This window comes from Streptomyces coffeae, from assembly GCF_016741875.1.
Classification (GTDB): domain Bacteria; phylum Actinomycetota; class Actinomycetes; order Streptomycetales; family Streptomycetaceae; genus Streptomyces; species Streptomyces coffeae.
Genome location: NZ_JAERRF010000005.1, coordinates 412,874 through 428,036, shown reverse-complemented (window position 1 = coordinate 428,036; position 15,163 = coordinate 412,874). Strand labels below are relative to the sequence as shown.

The window sequence follows — 15,163 nt, the reverse complement described above, 5'->3', positions numbered from 1 at the left end:
GAGAGCTCGTGACGACCCCGCCAGCGCTGCTGATCGCCGGCATCGGCACCCGGGACGACAGGCGCGCCACCGTCTTCCACCACTTCGTCCAGGAGGTGGCGGCCCGCCACCCGGATCTGCCCGTGGCGGGCGGCCTCACCGGACCGGGTGGCGCTCATCCCCTGTCCGACGCGATAGGCCGTCTCGTCGAGGACGGGGTGACCCGATTCGCCGTTGTGCCGCTGACCCTCATACCCGTGGAACACCCCAGGGACGGCATCGCCGCCGCGCTCGCCCAGGAGGCGGAGCGGCACGCCGACACCTCGTTCTCCTGCGCCCCCGCGCTGGGCCCGCACCCCGCCCTGCTGGATGTGCTGGAGCGCCGCCTCGACGAGGCGCTGGGCGGCGGTCGCCGACGGCCCTCGGACCGGGCCGAGACCACCGTGCTGCTGGTGGGCGGCGGTTCGCCGCTCCCCGAGGCCAACGCCGAGGTGCACCGGGCGGCGCGGCTGATGTGGGAGGGCCGCGGTTTCGCGGGGGTGGAGGTGGCCTTCGCCTCCCTCGCCGCACCGGACGTCCCGTTCGGCCTGGACCGCTGTGCGCGGCTCGGGGCGCGACGCGTCGTTGTGCTACCGTACGCCCTCTTCCCCGGCGACGCGCTGGAGCGGGTGCGGCAGGAGGCGGAGGGCTGGTGGCTGGCCCATCCGGAGGTCGAGGTGATGACCGCCGACGCCATCGGCCCGGCAGAGGCGTTGATGGAGGTTGTCCTCGCTCGCTACAAGGAGGCCGCGGGAGCCTCCGAGCGGGCCCGCTTCACCTCGGAGGACCAGGCCTTCGCCCACCCCGACGCACACGCCGATGTCCGCTGAGTTCGATCTGCGGCACCACGGGGACGCGGAGGTACGGGGTGCCGACGCCGAGTTGACGGACCTGGCCGTCAATGTCCGAGCCGATACGCCCCCGGACTGGCTCAAGGCCCGGATCGCCGCGTCCCTCGACGGGCTGGCCGCCTACCCCGACGGGCGGGCGGCCCGTGCCGCGGTCGCGGCGCGCCATGGGGTGCCGGTCGGCCGGGTGCTGCTGGCAGCGGGAGCGGCGGAGGCGTTCGTCCTGCTGGCGCGGGCCCTTCCGGCGCGGCGGCCGGTTGTGGTGCATCCGCAGTTCACCGAGCCGGAGGCCGCGTTGCGGGACGCCGGGCACCGGGTGGAGCGAGTCGTCCTGGACGAGCGGCACGGCTTCCGGCTGGACCCGGCGGCGGTGCCGGACGACGCGGATCTGGTGGTGATCGGAAACCCCACCAACCCCACGTCGGTGCTGCACCCGGCCGATGTGCTGGCCGGACTGGCCCGGCCGGGGCGGACGCTGGTGGTGGACGAGGCGTTCATGGACGCCGTGCCGGATGAGTCCGAGTCCCTGGCGGCCCGGACCGAGGTGCCGGGGCTGGTGGTGCTGCGCAGCCTCACCAAGACCTGGGGCCTGGCGGGGCTGCGCATCGGCTATGTGCTGGCGGATGAGGAGACGATCGGCGCGCTGGAGCGGGTGCAGCCGCTGTGGCCGGTGTCCACGCCCGCCCTGGTGGCGGCGGAGGCGTGCTGTGCGGGCCCGGCGCTGGCCGAGGCCGCGCGGGCGGCGGAGCGGACGGCCGCCGACCGGGCCCATCTGGCCGCCCGGCTGGCGGAGTTCCCGGAGGTGCGGGTGTGCGGCCCGGCCGCCGGGCCGTTTCTGCTGATCCAGGTACCGGGCGCCGCCGCGCTGCGCACCAGGCTGCGGGAGCTGGGCTTCGCCGTACGGCGCGGCGACACCTTCCCGGGTCTGGGCCCGGACTGGCTGCGGCTGGCGGTCCGCGACCGCCCCACCACGGACCGGCTTGTCATAGCCCTGGGCAAGGCCCTGGCGGAACACCGCCGTTGACCCCCCTGGGGTCCGGGGAGCCCTTGGCCCCCTGGGGGTCCGCGGAGAGGCGGCGTCGGGGCACGGGGTCCTGGCACCCGATCCAGGACCCCGGCCCCGCCACCGCCCATGCCCCCACGCCCCCGCACCTCAAGGGCGTTGGGCACGCCGACCCCGCACCCCGGACGGACGCCGAGCCCACACCGGGCCGGGCCACCACCGGACCGGGCCACCACCGGGCCGACGCCCGCTCCCGCGCCGTCGTCACGGCGCGGGAGCGGGGGCCACCGGCCACCTGCCGCCCGTCGGTGCCAGTGGGTGCCGCTGAGTGCCGGTTACGCGTCGGCGTCCGCTCCGGTGCGACGGCGGCGGGCCAGGGTGACGGCTCCGGCGCCCAGCACCAGCAGCAGCGCGCCGCCGCCGATCAGGTACGGCGTGGCCGAGCTGCCACCGGTCTCGGCCAGGTTCTCCGGCTTGGGATCGGGCTTGGTCTGGTTGCCCACCTCCGGGGTCTTCGGCTCGTCCGCGGCCGCGGGGGACTCGCAGGTCGCGCGGGCGAGCGTGATCTGGCCGTTGACCTCGGAGACGTTCAGCTTGAGCGGGTTGACCGAGACCTTGAGGTTCAGGGCCGTGGCCGCCGCCGTACTGGATGTGACCGAGGTCTTCGACAGGTCGAGCTGGACCTTGCCGACCGACGGCACGTCGACCGTGGCGGTGCCGCCCGCGGTCAGGTTGACCTTCTTCCCGAGCACGGTGGCGCTGCCGAGCACGTTGGAGTCGGCGGTCGGCCGCTTCCCGGCCGCGCAGACCGCCTTCGAGGTCACCTGCTCGACCTGGATGAGCGGCATGGTGGCCAGACCGGGCACATGGACCGTGGCGTTGACGAGGTTGGAGTAGCCCTCGGCCCGCTGCTTGTCCACGGCCGCCCGCGCGGTGGCCACATCGGCGCGCAGCACATTGAACGGCTTTCCGCCGTCGACCCCGTCCAGGGTCGCGGAGAGCGCGGTCTTGTCGGCGGTCTGGGGCGCGTGCACCTCGTTGAGGGCGACGGCGAGCGGCGCGGAAACCGTCTTGTTGAGCAGCGCGACGTTCAGGTCGGTGCGGAGCACGACCGCGTCGGCCTTACCGGTGGTCTTGCCGGTGTCGGCATGCGCGGACCCCGCGGGCAGGGCGCCCAGGACGGAGACAGCGGCAGCAGCGGTGGCGGCCGCCAGACGGCGAGCGGGCATGCCGAAGAAGGTGTTACTGGAACAGGACACGTGAGTTGACCCCCACAGGAGACATGGAGCCGCCGGCGCCTGCCGCGGGGGACTCCACGGGCGCCGACGGCCTCGACCACGCCATATTTGCGCACTGAGGGTAAACAGGCAGACACATGATGTCCGTTCATCCCAAAGGGTGGGGTTCGGCGCTGAGTTCGAACCCGGTCGAACTCCTGCACCGAAAGCCCCACCCCAACCGGGTGTCCCTCAGACCCCGGCCTCAGACCCCGGCCTCAGACCCCCGCCTCAGGCCACGACCCGCCCCCGCAGCACCACACGCCGCGGCGACGTCAGCACCCGCACGTCCTCCCGCGGATCCGTCTCGTACACCACGAAGTCCGCGGAGGCCCCTTCCGTGAGGCCCGGCCGTCCGAGCCAGGCCCGCGCGCCCCAGGTGGCCGCCGAGAGCGCGTCCCGGGCCGGAATGCCCGCCTTCACCAGCTCGGCCACCTCCTGGCCGACCAGCCCGTGGGCGAGCGAGCCGCCCGCGTCGGTGCCGGTGAAGATCGGGATGCCCGCGTCGTAGGCCGCGCGCACCGTCTCGTAGCGGCGTGCGTGCAGCTGCCGCATATGGTCCGCCCAGCGCGGGAACTTCGCCTCGCCGCCCAGGGCGAGCCGGGGGAAGGTGGCGATGTTGACCAGGGTCGGGACGATCGCGACCCCGCGCTCCGCGAACAGCGGAATGGTCTCCTCGGTCAGCCCGGTGGCGTGCTCGATGCAGTCGATCCCGGCCTCGACCAGTGGCGCGAGCGTCTCCTCGGCGAAGCAGTGGGCCGTGACCCGGGCGCCGAGCCGGTGGGCCTCGGCGATGGCCGCCTCAACCGCTCCGCGCGGCCAGCAGGCGCCCAGATCCCCGGTCTCGCGGTCGAGCCAGTCGCCGACCAGCTTGACCCAGCCGTCGCCGCGGCGCGCCTCCGCCGCGACATACGCGACCAGGTCCTCCGGCTCGATCTCATGGGCGTAGTTGCGGATGTAGCGCTTGGTACGGGCGATGTGGCGCCCCGCGCGGATGATGCGGGGCAGATCCTCGCGGTCGTCGATCCAGCGGGTGTCGGCGGGCGACCCGGCGTCCCGCAGCAGCAGTGCCCCGGCGTCGCGGTCGGTCAGGGCCTGCTTCTCACTGGTGGACTCGTCCACGGCGCCATGGGCGTCGAGGCCGACATGACAGTGGGCGTCGACGAGGCCGGGCAGCACCCAGCCCTCGATGAGACGGACGTCACGCGCCCCGGCCGGGCGCTGAAAGGTGATCTTGCCGTCGACCACCCACAGTTCGTCCCGGACACTCTCGGCGACCTCGGCGTCGTCCCCCGGTCCCACCAGGACCCTGCCCTTGATGTGCAACACCGCGCTATCCCTCATGTCACGCACTGTACGAGACCGAGCACAGCATCAGGTACGGCCATCACTTCCGCCCGCTCGTCGGGACTTCCGCCCGTTCCTAGGGGCTTCGCTGAGACTTCCCGGTATGTTCCCCTGGACTTCTCCGCGGAGGATTGAATTCAGGGTCGCCAAAGGATAAATTCTTGACGCTTTTCCAGTGCAGCTTCCCACAATCGTCTGCCCGCTCCCCGGGAACTTAAACCCAGATTTTTCCCACGCCTCGGAGCGCGGAATTCACGCCCCCACCTGCCCGGTTGCGGAGATGTGACGGACTCCACACGCGAGGCGATTCATCCCGCTAACTCCCGTACAAACCAACGCTTTTCAGCGATCCGCCGCGCGTACGCACGTGCCTGCGTGATAACACATCCACCCCCCTCCGCGTAACCCCTCCCCACGATGCAATTTTGGATTTCCCTCGGTAAATTTAATTTGCATGACCGCCGCACAAGCAGACCTAGCCCGTAGCGAATTGGATTTGCCGGAGGGACTGACCCTCGACACACCGCGCGTCGAGGACGGAGCCGCGATCTGGCGAATCGCTCGCGACTCCAAGACCCTGGACCTCAACTCCTCCTACAGCTACCTCCTGTGGTGCCGTGACTTCGCAGCCACCTCCGTGGTGGCCCGCGACGCCGCGGGCGGACCGGTCGCCTTCATCACCGGCTACATCCGCCCCGAGCGTCCCGAGACGCTCGTCGTCTGGCAGGTCGCCGTCGACCACGCCTGGCGCGGCCGCGGACTGGCCGCCACCCTGCTGGACGGGCTGACCCAGCGCGTCGCCGGGATGGGGGTCCGTGGCATCGAGACCACGATCACCCCGGACAACACCGCCTCGAACCGGCTGTTCACCTCGTTCGCCGAACGGCACGGTGCGCCGGTGGAGCGCGAGGTGCTCTTCCACGGCGGGCTGTTCCCCGACGGAGGACATGAGCCCGAGGTGCTGTACCGCATCGGCCCCCTCGCGGACCGGCCCTGATCCGGTCCCGGGCCCGACCGCGGCTCCTGACCGCGGCCCCGATCTCTCCCTCCCACCCATCACCCCCTCCTCACCCCCCCTCGTACCACTCATCTCCCAGGAGAATGCTGTGACCATCACCCCGCCCGCCCTGAGCGTCTTCGAGGCCCTGGAGTCGGAGGTGCGCAGCTACTGCCGTGGCTGGCCTGCTGTCTTCGACCGCGCCCAGGGCAGCCACATGTACGACGAGGACGGCCATACCTACCTCGACTTCTTCGCCGGTGCCGGGTCGCTCAACTACGGCCACAACAATCCGGTACTGAAACGCGCACTGATCGACTACATCGAGCGCGACGGTGTGACGCATGGACTCGACATGTCCACCACCGCCAAGCGCGCGTTCCTGGAGTCGTTCCAGAACAACGTCCTTCGCCCGCGTGACCTGCCCTACAAGGTCATGTTCCCGGGCCCGACGGGCACCAACGCCGTCGAGTCGGCACTGAAACTGGCCCGTAAGGTCAAGGGCCGCGAGGCGATCGTCTCCTTCACCAACGCCTTCCACGGCATGTCGCTGGGCTCGCTGGCCGTCACCGGCAACGCCTTCAAGCGCGCCGGTGCCGGTATCCCGCTGGTCCACGGCACGCCGATGCCGTTCGACAACTACTTCGACGGCACGGTGCCGGACTTCCTGTGGTTCGAGCGGCTGCTGGAGGACCAGGGCTCCGGCCTCAACAAGCCCGCCGCCGTGATCGTCGAGACGGTCCAGGGCGAGGGCGGCATCAACGTGGCGCGTCCGGAGTGGCTGCGCGCCCTGGCCGAGCTGTGCGAGCGCCAGGACATGCTGCTGATCGTGGACGACATCCAGATGGGCTGCGGCCGCACCGGTGCCTTCTTCTCCTTCGAGGAGGCGGGCATCACCCCGGACATCGTGACCGTCTCCAAATCCATCAGCGGCTACGGCCTGCCGATGTCGCTGTGCCTGTTCAAGCCCGAGCTGGACATCTGGGAGCCGGGCGAGCACAACGGCACCTTCCGCGGCAACAACCCTGCGTTCGTCACCGCCGCCGCGACCCTGGACACCTACTGGTCCGACGGCCAGATGGAGAAGCAGACGCTGGCCCGCGGTGAGCAGGTCGAGCAGGCACTGCGCGCCATCTGCGACGAGGAGCAGTCCGGCGCCCACTTCCGCGGCCGCGGTCTGGTCTGGGGCCTGGAGTTCGAGGACAAGGACCGCGCCACCGCCGTGTGCCGCCGCGCCTTCGAGCTCGGACTGCTCGTGGAGTCCTCGGGCCCCGAGAGCGAGGTCGTCAAGCTGCTGCCCGCACTGACCATCTCGCCCGAGGAGCTGGACGAGGGCCTGCGGACCCTCGCCCGCGCGGTCCGCGAGACCGCTTGACCGTCCCATAACAGCACCACAGAGAAAGGCAGCAACTCACCGTGATCGTCCGATCCTTCAAGGACATCGAGGGCACCGAACGCCATGTGAAGGCGAAGTCCGGCACCTGGGAGAGCAAGCGCATCGTGCTGGCCAAGGAGCGCGTCGGCTTCTCCCTGCACGAGACCGTGCTGTACGCGGGCACCGAGACGTCCATGTGGTACGCCAACCACATCGAGGCCGTGCTCTGCGTCGAGGGCGAGGCGGAGCTCACCAACGACGAGACCGGCGAGAAGCACTGGATCACGCCCGGCACCATGTACCTGCTGGACGGCCATGAGAAGCACACGATGCGGCCGAAGACCGACTTCCGCTGCGTCTGTGTCTTCAACCCCCCGATCACCGGACGGGAGGATCATGATGAGAACGGCGTATACCCGCTGATCACAGAGGACGAGGAGGTCTGATCTGATGACCACGGTCACTGACCTGTATCCGACCCGAGGAACAACCGAGGTGGCCACACCGCGGGTGGACCCGGTGGTGTGGTCCGAGCCCGGCGCCCCGGGCCCGATCACGGAGTCCGGGCTCAGCGACTTCGACCGCGACGGTTTCCTCGCGATCGAGCAGCTGATCACCCCGGACGAGGTCGCGGTCTACCGGGACGAACTGAACCGGCTGATCCACGACCCGGAGGTACGTGCCGACGGGCGCTCGATCATCGAGCCGAAGTCGAAGGACGTACGGTCGGTGTTCGAGGTGCACCGGATCAGTGAGGTCTTCGCGAACCTGGTGCGCGACGAGCGTGTGGTGGGCCGCGCCCGCCAGATCCTGGGGTCGGACGTGTATGTCCACCAGAGCCGGATCAACGTCAAGCCGGGCTTCGGCGCCTCGGGCTTCTACTGGCACTCGGACTTCGAGACCTGGCACGCCGAGGACGGTCTGCCGAACATGCGGACCGTGTCGATCTCGATCGCGCTGACCGAGAACTTCGACACCAACGGCGGGCTGATGATCATGCCCGGCTCGCACCGCACCTTCCTCGGCTGCGCAGGTGAGACGCCGAAGGACAACTACAAGAAGTCGCTCCAGATGCAGGACGCGGGCATCCCGTCGGACGAGGCGCTGACCGCGTTCGCGGACAAGCACGGCATCAGGCTGTTCACCGGCAAGGCCGGGTCGGCCACCTGGTTCGACTGCAACGCCATGCATGGCTCGGGCGACAACATCACGCCCTACTCGCGCAGCAATGTCTTCATCGTGTTCAACAGCGTGGAGAACACCGCGGTGGACCCGTTCGCGGCGCCCATCCGCAGGCCGGAGTACATCGGAGCGCGGGACTTCACCCCCGTGCGGTGAGCCGAGTCGGCCGTGCGGTGAGCTGACGCACGCCTGAGCCTGAGGGGAGCCGGGACATCCCGGCTCCCCTCAGGCTTTCCTGCCCACGGCTCAGGCTTCCTGGCCACGGCTCAGGCTTTTGTGGCCACGGCGCGCCACCGCGCTCAGCCCGCCAGCACCTCCAGTAGCCGGTCCACCTCGGCCGCCGTGTTGTACAGGTGGAACGAGGCGCGCAGGTTCCCGGCCCGCGCCGAGACATAGACGTCCCGCTCGGCCAGCCGGGGCGCGGCGTCCCCGAGCCCCGGCACCGAGACGATGGCCGAGCCCGGGGCGGCCACCGGGGTGTGGCCCAGTTCGATGACCCCGGCCCGGAAGCGGTCGGCGAGCGCGCGGTCGTGGGCGGCGATGGCCCCGGTGCCCAACTCCTCGATCAGCGACAGGGAGTGCCGGGCGGCCACGTAGGAGAACAGGCTGGGGCTCTCGTCGAAGCGGCGGGCGGAGTGGGCGAGTTCGGCCACCGGGCCGTAGCAGCTGTCCCAGGGCTTCTCGCCCGCGACCCAGCCCGCGAAGACCGGGGTGAGGCCGCCCAGGTCCTCGGGCACGGTCAGGAAGGTGACCCCGCGCGGGCACAGCAGCCACTTGAAGCCGACGGACACGGTGTAGTCGGCGTCGGCGGCGTTCACCGCCAGCCATCCGGTGGCCTGGCTGGCGTCCACCAGGGTGCGGGCGCCGTGGGCACGGGCCGCCGTACGGATGGCGTCGAGGTCGGCGATCCGGCCGTCCGCCGACTGAGCGGCGCTGACGGCGACCAGCGCGGTGCCGGGCCGTACCGCGTCCGCGATCTCCTCCAGCGGGACGATGCGCAGCTTGAGGTCGCGGCGGACGGCGAAGGGGTTGACCAGGGAGCTGAAGTCGCCCTCGGCGGTGAGGACTTCGGCGCCGGAGGGCAGCGAAGCCGCGATCATTCCGGCGAAGACGGCGACCGAGCCGCCGGTGGCGACCCGGTCGGCCGGTACCCCGACGATCCGGGCATAGGCGGCGCGGGTCTCCTCGACGGCCTCGAAGGCCACATCGGCGGCGGGGCCCCCGGCCGCCGCGTCGTCGAGGGCCGCCTTCATGGCGGTTACGGAGCGTGCGGGGATCAGACCGCTGGACGCGGTGTTGAGGTATGTCGTCTGTGGCGCGAACTCCGCGCCGGACAGGCTCTCCATGCCCATCAACTATGGTTCGGCCGCACCCCCGCGTCCATTGCGGGTTTATGACGCATGCCTTCAAGTGACCCTTATGGATCCCCTCTGACCTGCGACGTTCCTTCGATCCTCGGCGACGCGGGGGCAAAAACCGGCGTCAGCCGGTCGGGTCCGCACTGCCCCGCTCCTGGACGCCGTCGACCCGGCGGGGCAGCCCGAGCGGGTTATCCTCGCGCAGCTCCGGCGGCAGCAGGGCGGCCGGGGTGTCCTGGTAGGTGACCGGCCGCAGCCAGCGCTCGACGGCGGTGCCGCCGACGGACGTGGAGGTGGAGGTGGTCGCCGGGTACGGGCCGCCGTGGTGCTGGGCGGGCGCGACGGCGACACCGGTCGGCCAGCCGTTGACCAGGACCCGGCCCGCGAGCGGGGTCAGCTCGGCGAGGAGGGCGCCGGCGCGGCCGTCCTCGGCCTCGGCCTCGGCGGCGGAGATCTGGACGGTGGCGGTGAGATTGCCCGGGAGCCGGCCGAGGACGGCGGTGATGTCGGCGTCGCCGTCGTAGCGGGCCACCACGGTCACCGGGCCGAAGCACTCCTCCAGCAGGACGTCGTGCGGCCCCTCCTCGGCGAGCAGCCGGGCCGGGACGGTCAGGAAACCCGCGCTGACCGTGTGCTCACTGCCCGCGCCCGGGGTGACCGGGGCCTTCACCTCCGGCAGTTCGGCGCGCTCGAGGATCCCGGCGAGGAAGGCGTCGCGCATCCGGTGGTCGAGCAGCACACCGGGGTCGGTGTTGCTGACCGCGTCGGTGAGAGCGGTGACCAGCCGGTCGCCGGTCTCCCCCGCGGGCGCGAGCACCAAGCCGGGCTTGGTGCAGAACTGGCCGGCGCCCAGGGTCATGGAGCCCGCGAGGCCCGCGCCGATCTGCTCGGCCCGCTCGGCGGCGGCGGCCTCGGTCACCACCACCGGGTTGAGGCTGCCCAGTTCGCCGTGGAAGGGGATCGGCACCGGCCGGGCCGCCGCGGCGTCGAACAGCGCCCGGCCGCCCCGGATCGAGCCGGTGAAGCCCGCGGCGGCGACCAGCGGATGGCGGACCAGGTCCAGCCCCGCGTCGAAGCCGTGCACCACACCGATCACCTCGGTGGGCAGTCCGACCCGCTCGGCGGCGCGGCGCAGGGTGGCGGCGGCCAGTTCGGAGGTGGCCGGGTGGTCGGGGTGGGCCTTGACGACGACCGGGCAGCCCGCGGCCAGGGCGCTGGCGGTGTCGCCGCCGGGTACGGAGAAGGCGAGCGGGAAGTTGCTCGCGGCGTAGACGGCGACAACCCCCAGCGGGACCTTGTGGCGGCGCAGGTCGGGCCAGGGCGGGGTCTGCGCGGGGTCGGCGTGGTCGATACGGATGTCGAGGAAGCCGCCCTCATCCACCACCTCCGCGAAGGACCGCAGTTGGTAGGTGGTGCGGGCGAGTTCACCGGTGAGCCGGGCGGGGCCGAGCGCGGTCTCCGCGTCAGCGGCCTCGACCAGCACATCGCGCGCGGAGTCCAGCAGGGCGGCGGCGGTGCGCAGCAGGGCGGCGCGTACCGTACGGTCCGCGAGGGCGCCGCGGGCCGCGTGGGCGGCCGACACCACGCGGTCCACCTCGTCCGTGGTGGCTTCGACAGCCACCTGTTCCCGTTGCTTTCCGGTTCGGGGGTCGACGCTCCACACTGGTGCTGACACCGCGGATTCCTCCTGCTGTGTTATCCACTGCTTGCGTCTCGCATCTCGACCGCTGTTCGATATGCTGAACGCTGTCCCGGATGATGAATTCCTTCGGGACTCTATTGCTGGCCGAACAGGGGGGTCAAGGCGATGTCTGCTGCCGCACCGGGCAGAGCTGCCGAGTCGGGCGCGGCCCAGGGCGGAGGCCAGGTGAAGTCCGCGGTCCGCACCGTCGAACTGCTGGAGTACTTCGCCGGACGCCCCGGAATGCACAGCCTGGCAGCCGTCCAGGAGGCCGTGGGCTACCCCAAGTCGAGCCTGTACATGCTGCTGCGCACGCTGGTCGAGCTGGGCTGGGTGGAGACGGACGCCACCGGCACCCGCTACGGCATCGGGGTGCGCGCACTGCTCGTGGGCACCTCCTACATCGACGGCGACGAGGTGGTGGCCGCGGCCCGCCCCACCCTGGACCGACTCTCGGACGACACCACCGAGACCATCCACCTCGCCCGGCTCGACGGCACCAACGTTGTCTATCTCGCCACCCGCCAGTCACAGCACTATCTGCGCCCGTTCACCCGCGTCGGCCGCCGGCTGCCCGCCCACTCCACCGCGCTGGGCAAGGCCCTGCTGGCCACCTACTCCGACGAACAGGTGCGCTCGATGCTGCCGGAGAGCCTGCACCGGCTCACCGAGAACACCGTCACCGACCGCGAGAAGCTCATCGAGGAGCTGCACACCGTCCGTGCACAGGGCTATGCGGTGGACCGCGAGGAAGCCACCCTGGGCCTGCGCTGCTTCAGCGTCGCCATCCCCTACCGCACCCCGGCGCGGGACGCGATCAGCTGCACGGTGCCGGTGGCCCGGCTGACCCCCGCCCATGAGCAGATGATCAAGGACGCACTGTTCCACGCCCGGGACCGGCTCACCCTCGCCACCCGCCGTCTGTAGGGCCTAGCCCCGCTGGGAGGACGGCTCCCTCCGCCGCGCGGCGGATACGGTTCATCGGGCGGGCCGAGGCGCGAAGGGGCGGCGGACCGGAATCCTGAAGGGCATGACCGATTCCCGACCCGTCCTGCGGGCCGTCGCCGTTGTCTCCGTTCTGCCGTACATCGCCCTCAAGTCGGCCTGGATGGCGGGCAGTCACCTCGGCATCCCCGAGGGGAGCGCCCTGCTCGAGCCCGGCCGGCGCACCTCGATGCTTGTCATCAATGGCGTAACCCTCCTCATGGACGCCGCCGTCGTGGCGCTCGCCCTGCTGCTCACCCGCCCCTGGGGCAGGCGGGTCCCCGCCTGGCTGCTGGCCCTGCCGGTATGGACCGCCTGCGGTCTGCTCGCCCCGATCATGACCGGCTTCCCAGCCCAACTGGTGACCAGGGCGCTCGGCTTCGGTGGAGGCGGCAGCGGCGGTGCCGACGAGTATCACGGGCAGTTCCTGGCCGAGTGGGTCTACGGCGTCGTCTACGGCGGCTTCATCGTCCAAGGACTCGCCCTGGGAGCCCTGTTCGTGCTGTACGCCCGTGAGCGCTGGGGCCATCTGTGGCGCGGCCGGATCGCCGATCTGCCCGCGTGGACCCCGGCCCGTGCGGCGCACCGCCTCACCGCCGTGATCATCGGCGTACTCGCCGCGCTGCCCGCCACCACCCATCTGCTGTGGGCCGGGGGTTCGGCCACCGGACTGAGCGAGGACCGGGCCGCGGACCGCACCGGCGACTTCTACGTCCTGGAGGCGCTGTACGCCCTGTTCGCCGTCGCCACCGTCGTCGGCGTGGTCATGCTCGCCTTCCGCGCCGGGCGCCGGGCCCGGCCGGCCCTGCCGCTGGCGCTGGCCTGGGTCGGCTCCGGGGCGCTGGCCTGCTGGGGCGCCTGGCTGACCCTGGCCGGGCTCACCGCCGACGAGGAGGCGGAGGCCCCGACGGCGCTGATGGATGTGACTTACGCTGTACAGATGATCGTCGGGCTGCTGGTCCTCACGGCCGGTGCGTACTTCTTCAGCGAGCGGGGCCACGACACCCGTAGCCAGCAGAGCCGCGGGGTCCGTGCGGGCCGCGCCGCGGAGTGCCGCACACCGTGACCGACGCATGGTGGCGGCGGGCGGCACGTACGGTGCTGGGGCGGCGGACCCGGCTGCGATGGGTGCATCTGGTGCTCGGCGGCGCCCTGTTGATGCCGTACTTCCTGCTGACCACCGTGATCCTCACGGCGTTCGCCCCGGACTCCAATCCCTTCAGCTCGCTGGGCTGGCAGCTCACCACCTTCGTGGCCGCGCTGCCGCTCACCGCGATCACCGCGCTCTTTCCTCTGGTGCGCCCCCTGGAGGCGACCGCGGCGCGCTCGCTGTGCGGGCTGCCCGCCTCCGCCGAGCTCGCGACGGGGCCCGCCACCTCGTGGGACGCGCGCAGCCGCGCCTCCCTCTGGTACACCCTGCATCTGGCGGTCGGCGGGCTGGTCAGCGGTGTGACGCTGTCCCTGCCGCCCGCCGCGCTCATGCTGCTGATGGTGCCGTTCGCCGATGCCTCCGAAGCCCGGGAACTGGGCTGGCCGACCGGGTTCACCGGATCCCGTACGGTGCTCGCCCCGCTCGCCGCGCTCGCGGTGCTGGCCGTGGTGGTGGCGGTCGCCGTGGGCGCCGGGGCGCTGCTGGCCCGCTGCGCTCCCGCGCTGCTCGGCCCGGCCCCGGCCGAACGGCTCGCCGCCGCCGAGGAGCGGGCCGCCCGACTGGCCTCCCGCAACCGCCTCGCCCGTGAACTCCATGACTCGGTCGGCCATGCCCTGAGCGCGGTGACCCTCCAGGCGAGCGCCGCCCGCAAAGTGCTGGACGCCGACCCGGAGTTCGCCCGGCAGGCGCTGGCCGCCATCGAGGAGACCAGCCGGGGCGCGGTCGGCGAACTCGACACCGTGCTCGGGCTGTTGCGGGAAGGCGAGGAAGGCGCAGCCGGCGCGCCCGGTGCGGCCACCGCCCCCTCCCCCACCCTGGCCGACCTGGACGGACTGCTGGACCGCACCCGCGCCGCGGGCGTCACGGTCGAGCTGACGGCCCCCGGCCCGCTGGGCGCGGTACCGCCGGTGGTCTCCCGCGAGGCGTACCGGATCGTGCAGGAGGGCCTGAGCAACGCGCTGCGCCACGCGGGCCCGGTGCCGGTGCGGCTGCGCGTCGGCGAGGACGGACAACGGAAGGAACTGGAGATCAGCATGGAGAACCCGGTGAGCGGCACCGCCCGGGGGCACCGCACCGGCGGCGGCCGGGGCTTGCGCGGCATCGCCGAGCGGACGGCACTGCTGCGCGGCGTCTGCGACTGGGGACCGGATGGTTCGGTCTGGCGGCTGACGGTCCGGCTCCCCCTGGAGGTCTCCCGGTGACCACCGCGCCGTCCACCCTGCGGGTGCTGCTCGCCGACGACGAGCGGATGGTGCGCACCGCGCTGCGCGCGATTCTGTCCAGCGAACCGGATCTGGAGGTGGTGGGTGAGGCGGGCAGCGGCGCCGAGGCCGTCCCGCTGGTCCGCCAACTGTGCCCGGACGTGGTGCTGATGGACGTCCGGATGCCCGACGGGGACGGCATCCGCGCCACCGAGGAGATTCTGCGCACCGTTCCGGAGCCACCGCGCATCATCGTGGTGACGACCTTCGAGAACGACAGCTATGTGTACGACGCACTGCGCGCCGGGGCCAGCGGCTTCCTGCTGAAGCGGTCCCGGGCGGAAGAACTGGTGCAGGCGGTGCGGCTGGTGGCGCGGAGCGATTCGCTGCTGTTCCCGGCCGCGGTCCGGGCGCTGGCCGCCGAGCACGCGGCCACCCGCGCGGACGGCTCCCGGGAAGCCGGGCGCCGGCTGCACGATCTGCTCTCCGAGCGGGAGGCGGCGGTGCTGCGGCTGATGACCTGCGGGCTGACCAACGTCGAGATCGCCGAGCGGCTGACGGTGGGCCCGGCCACGGTCAAGACGCATGTGGCATCCGTCCTCGCCAAGCTGGGCGTCCGCGACCGCACCCAGGCGGTGATCGCGGCATACGAGTGCGGGTTCGTCACCCCCGGCTGACATCCGGCCCCCACGGTGGTGTGCTGTGGGGTGAGGGGGTGGGGACCGCGAGAAGGGAAGCGAG

Annotated in this window: 14 protein-coding genes; 10 read left to right on the top strand and 4 right to left on the bottom strand. The window is 71.9% G+C overall.

Annotation, left to right across the window (positions count from 1 at the left end):
• Positions 1-8: 8 nt before the first annotated feature.
• Positions 9-848, top strand: a complete 840-nt coding sequence (locus tag JK363_RS11205; protein WP_201874361.1) for a sirohydrochlorin chelatase — start codon at positions 9-11, stop codon at positions 846-848.
• A complete protein-coding gene (gene cobC, locus JK363_RS11200) occupies positions 838-1,890 on the top strand; it encodes an Rv2231c family histidinol phosphate aminotransferase CobC (RefSeq protein ID WP_201874359.1) in 1,053 nt (350 codons plus the stop codon). Before JK363_RS11205 ends, cobC begins: the two co-directional genes overlap by 11 nt.
• 314 nt (positions 1,891-2,204) lie before the next feature.
• Here cobC and JK363_RS11195 read toward each other — a convergent pair whose 3' ends face one another.
• Both JK363_RS11195 and JK363_RS11190 read right to left on the bottom strand, forming a co-directional pair.
• A complete protein-coding gene (locus JK363_RS11195) occupies positions 2,205-3,098 on the bottom strand; it encodes an SCO1860 family LAETG-anchored protein (RefSeq protein WP_201874357.1) in 894 nt (297 codons plus the stop codon).
• Positions 3,099-3,377: 279 nt separating this feature from the next.
• Complete coding sequence (locus tag JK363_RS11190; RefSeq protein ID WP_201874355.1) at positions 3,378-4,490, bottom strand: amidohydrolase family protein; 1,113 nt, start codon at positions 4,488-4,490, stop codon at positions 3,378-3,380.
• A gap of 457 nt (positions 4,491-4,947) precedes the next feature.
• Here JK363_RS11190 and ectA point away from each other — a divergent pair, with 457 nt between their 5' ends.
• The 4 genes from ectA (at position 4,948) to thpD (ending at position 8,203) form a co-directional block, all read left to right on the top strand.
• Complete coding sequence (gene ectA, locus JK363_RS11185; RefSeq protein WP_201874352.1) at positions 4,948-5,490, top strand: diaminobutyrate acetyltransferase; 543 nt, start codon at positions 4,948-4,950, stop codon at positions 5,488-5,490.
• A 109-nt stretch (positions 5,491-5,599) separates the two neighbouring features.
• Positions 5,600-6,865 carry a diaminobutyrate--2-oxoglutarate transaminase gene (ectB, locus tag JK363_RS11180; protein ID WP_201874351.1) on the top strand — a complete coding sequence of 422 codons (1,266 nt, stop codon included), beginning with the start codon at positions 5,600-5,602 and terminating at the stop codon, positions 6,863-6,865.
• A 41-nt stretch (positions 6,866-6,906) separates the two neighbouring features.
• The gene (locus JK363_RS11175; RefSeq protein ID WP_201874349.1) at positions 6,907-7,311 is read left to right on the top strand and encodes an ectoine synthase; all 405 of its coding nucleotides are present in this window, start codon (positions 6,907-6,909) and stop codon (positions 7,309-7,311) included.
• 4 nt (positions 7,312-7,315) lie between these two features.
• Complete coding sequence (gene thpD, locus JK363_RS11170; RefSeq protein ID WP_201874346.1) at positions 7,316-8,203, top strand: ectoine hydroxylase; 888 nt, start codon at positions 7,316-7,318, stop codon at positions 8,201-8,203.
• A 143-nt stretch (positions 8,204-8,346) separates the two neighbouring features.
• On the opposite strand, the gene JK363_RS11165 is transcribed toward thpD, so the two are convergent.
• Positions 8,347-9,393, bottom strand: coding sequence for an aminotransferase class V-fold PLP-dependent enzyme (locus tag JK363_RS11165; RefSeq protein WP_201874345.1), 1,047 nt, complete (start codon positions 9,391-9,393; stop codon positions 8,347-8,349).
• A gap of 136 nt (positions 9,394-9,529) precedes the next feature.
• Positions 9,530-11,080 (bottom strand): aldehyde dehydrogenase (NADP(+)), encoded by a 1,551-nt coding sequence (locus JK363_RS11160; RefSeq protein WP_201874344.1) that lies wholly within the window; start codon positions 11,078-11,080, stop codon positions 9,530-9,532.
• A gap of 132 nt (positions 11,081-11,212) precedes the next feature.
• Between JK363_RS11160 and JK363_RS11155 the strand changes: the two genes are divergently transcribed.
• The 4 genes from JK363_RS11155 (at position 11,213) to JK363_RS11140 (ending at position 15,099) form a co-directional block, all read left to right on the top strand.
• Complete coding sequence (locus tag JK363_RS11155) at positions 11,213-12,013, top strand: IclR family transcriptional regulator (RefSeq protein WP_201874343.1); 801 nt, start codon at positions 11,213-11,215, stop codon at positions 12,011-12,013.
• A gap of 103 nt (positions 12,014-12,116) precedes the next feature.
• Positions 12,117-13,136: a hypothetical protein gene (locus JK363_RS11150; protein WP_236075664.1), complete on the top strand. Its 1,020-nt coding sequence runs from the start codon at positions 12,117-12,119 to the stop codon at positions 13,134-13,136.
• Complete coding sequence (locus JK363_RS11145; RefSeq protein ID WP_307821680.1) at positions 13,133-14,422, top strand: sensor histidine kinase; 1,290 nt, start codon at positions 13,133-13,135, stop codon at positions 14,420-14,422. Before JK363_RS11150 ends, JK363_RS11145 begins: the two co-directional genes overlap by 4 nt.
• Positions 14,419-15,099 carry a response regulator transcription factor gene (locus tag JK363_RS11140; protein WP_307821679.1) on the top strand — a complete coding sequence of 227 codons (681 nt, stop codon included), beginning with the start codon at positions 14,419-14,421 and terminating at the stop codon, positions 15,097-15,099. Before JK363_RS11145 ends, JK363_RS11140 begins: the two co-directional genes overlap by 4 nt.
• Positions 15,100-15,163 lie beyond the last annotated feature (64 nt).

What these genes read in the sequence shown, in the direction of transcription:
- JK363_RS11195 (WP_201874357.1), bottom strand. Translation starts at nt 3,098, where the DNA reads ATGCCCGCTCGCCGTCTGGCGGCCGCCACCGCTGCTGCCGCTGTCTCC.
- cobC (WP_201874359.1), top strand. Translation starts at nt 838, where the DNA reads ATGTCCGCTGAGTTCGATCTGCGGCACCACGGGGACGCGGAGGTACGG.
- thpD (WP_201874346.1), top strand. Translation starts at nt 7,316, where the DNA reads ATGACCACGGTCACTGACCTGTATCCGACCCGAGGAACAACCGAGGTG.
- JK363_RS11165 (WP_201874345.1), bottom strand. Translation starts at nt 9,393, where the DNA reads ATGGAGAGCCTGTCCGGCGCGGAGTTCGCGCCACAGACGACATACCTC.
- JK363_RS11190 (WP_201874355.1), bottom strand. Translation starts at nt 4,490, where the DNA reads ATGAGGGATAGCGCGGTGTTGCACATCAAGGGCAGGGTCCTGGTGGGA.
- JK363_RS11155 (WP_201874343.1), top strand. Translation starts at nt 11,213, where the DNA reads ATGTCTGCTGCCGCACCGGGCAGAGCTGCCGAGTCGGGCGCGGCCCAG.
- ectA (WP_201874352.1), top strand. Translation starts at nt 4,948, where the DNA reads ATGACCGCCGCACAAGCAGACCTAGCCCGTAGCGAATTGGATTTGCCG.
- JK363_RS11150 (WP_236075664.1), top strand. Translation starts at nt 12,117, where the DNA reads ATGACCGATTCCCGACCCGTCCTGCGGGCCGTCGCCGTTGTCTCCGTT.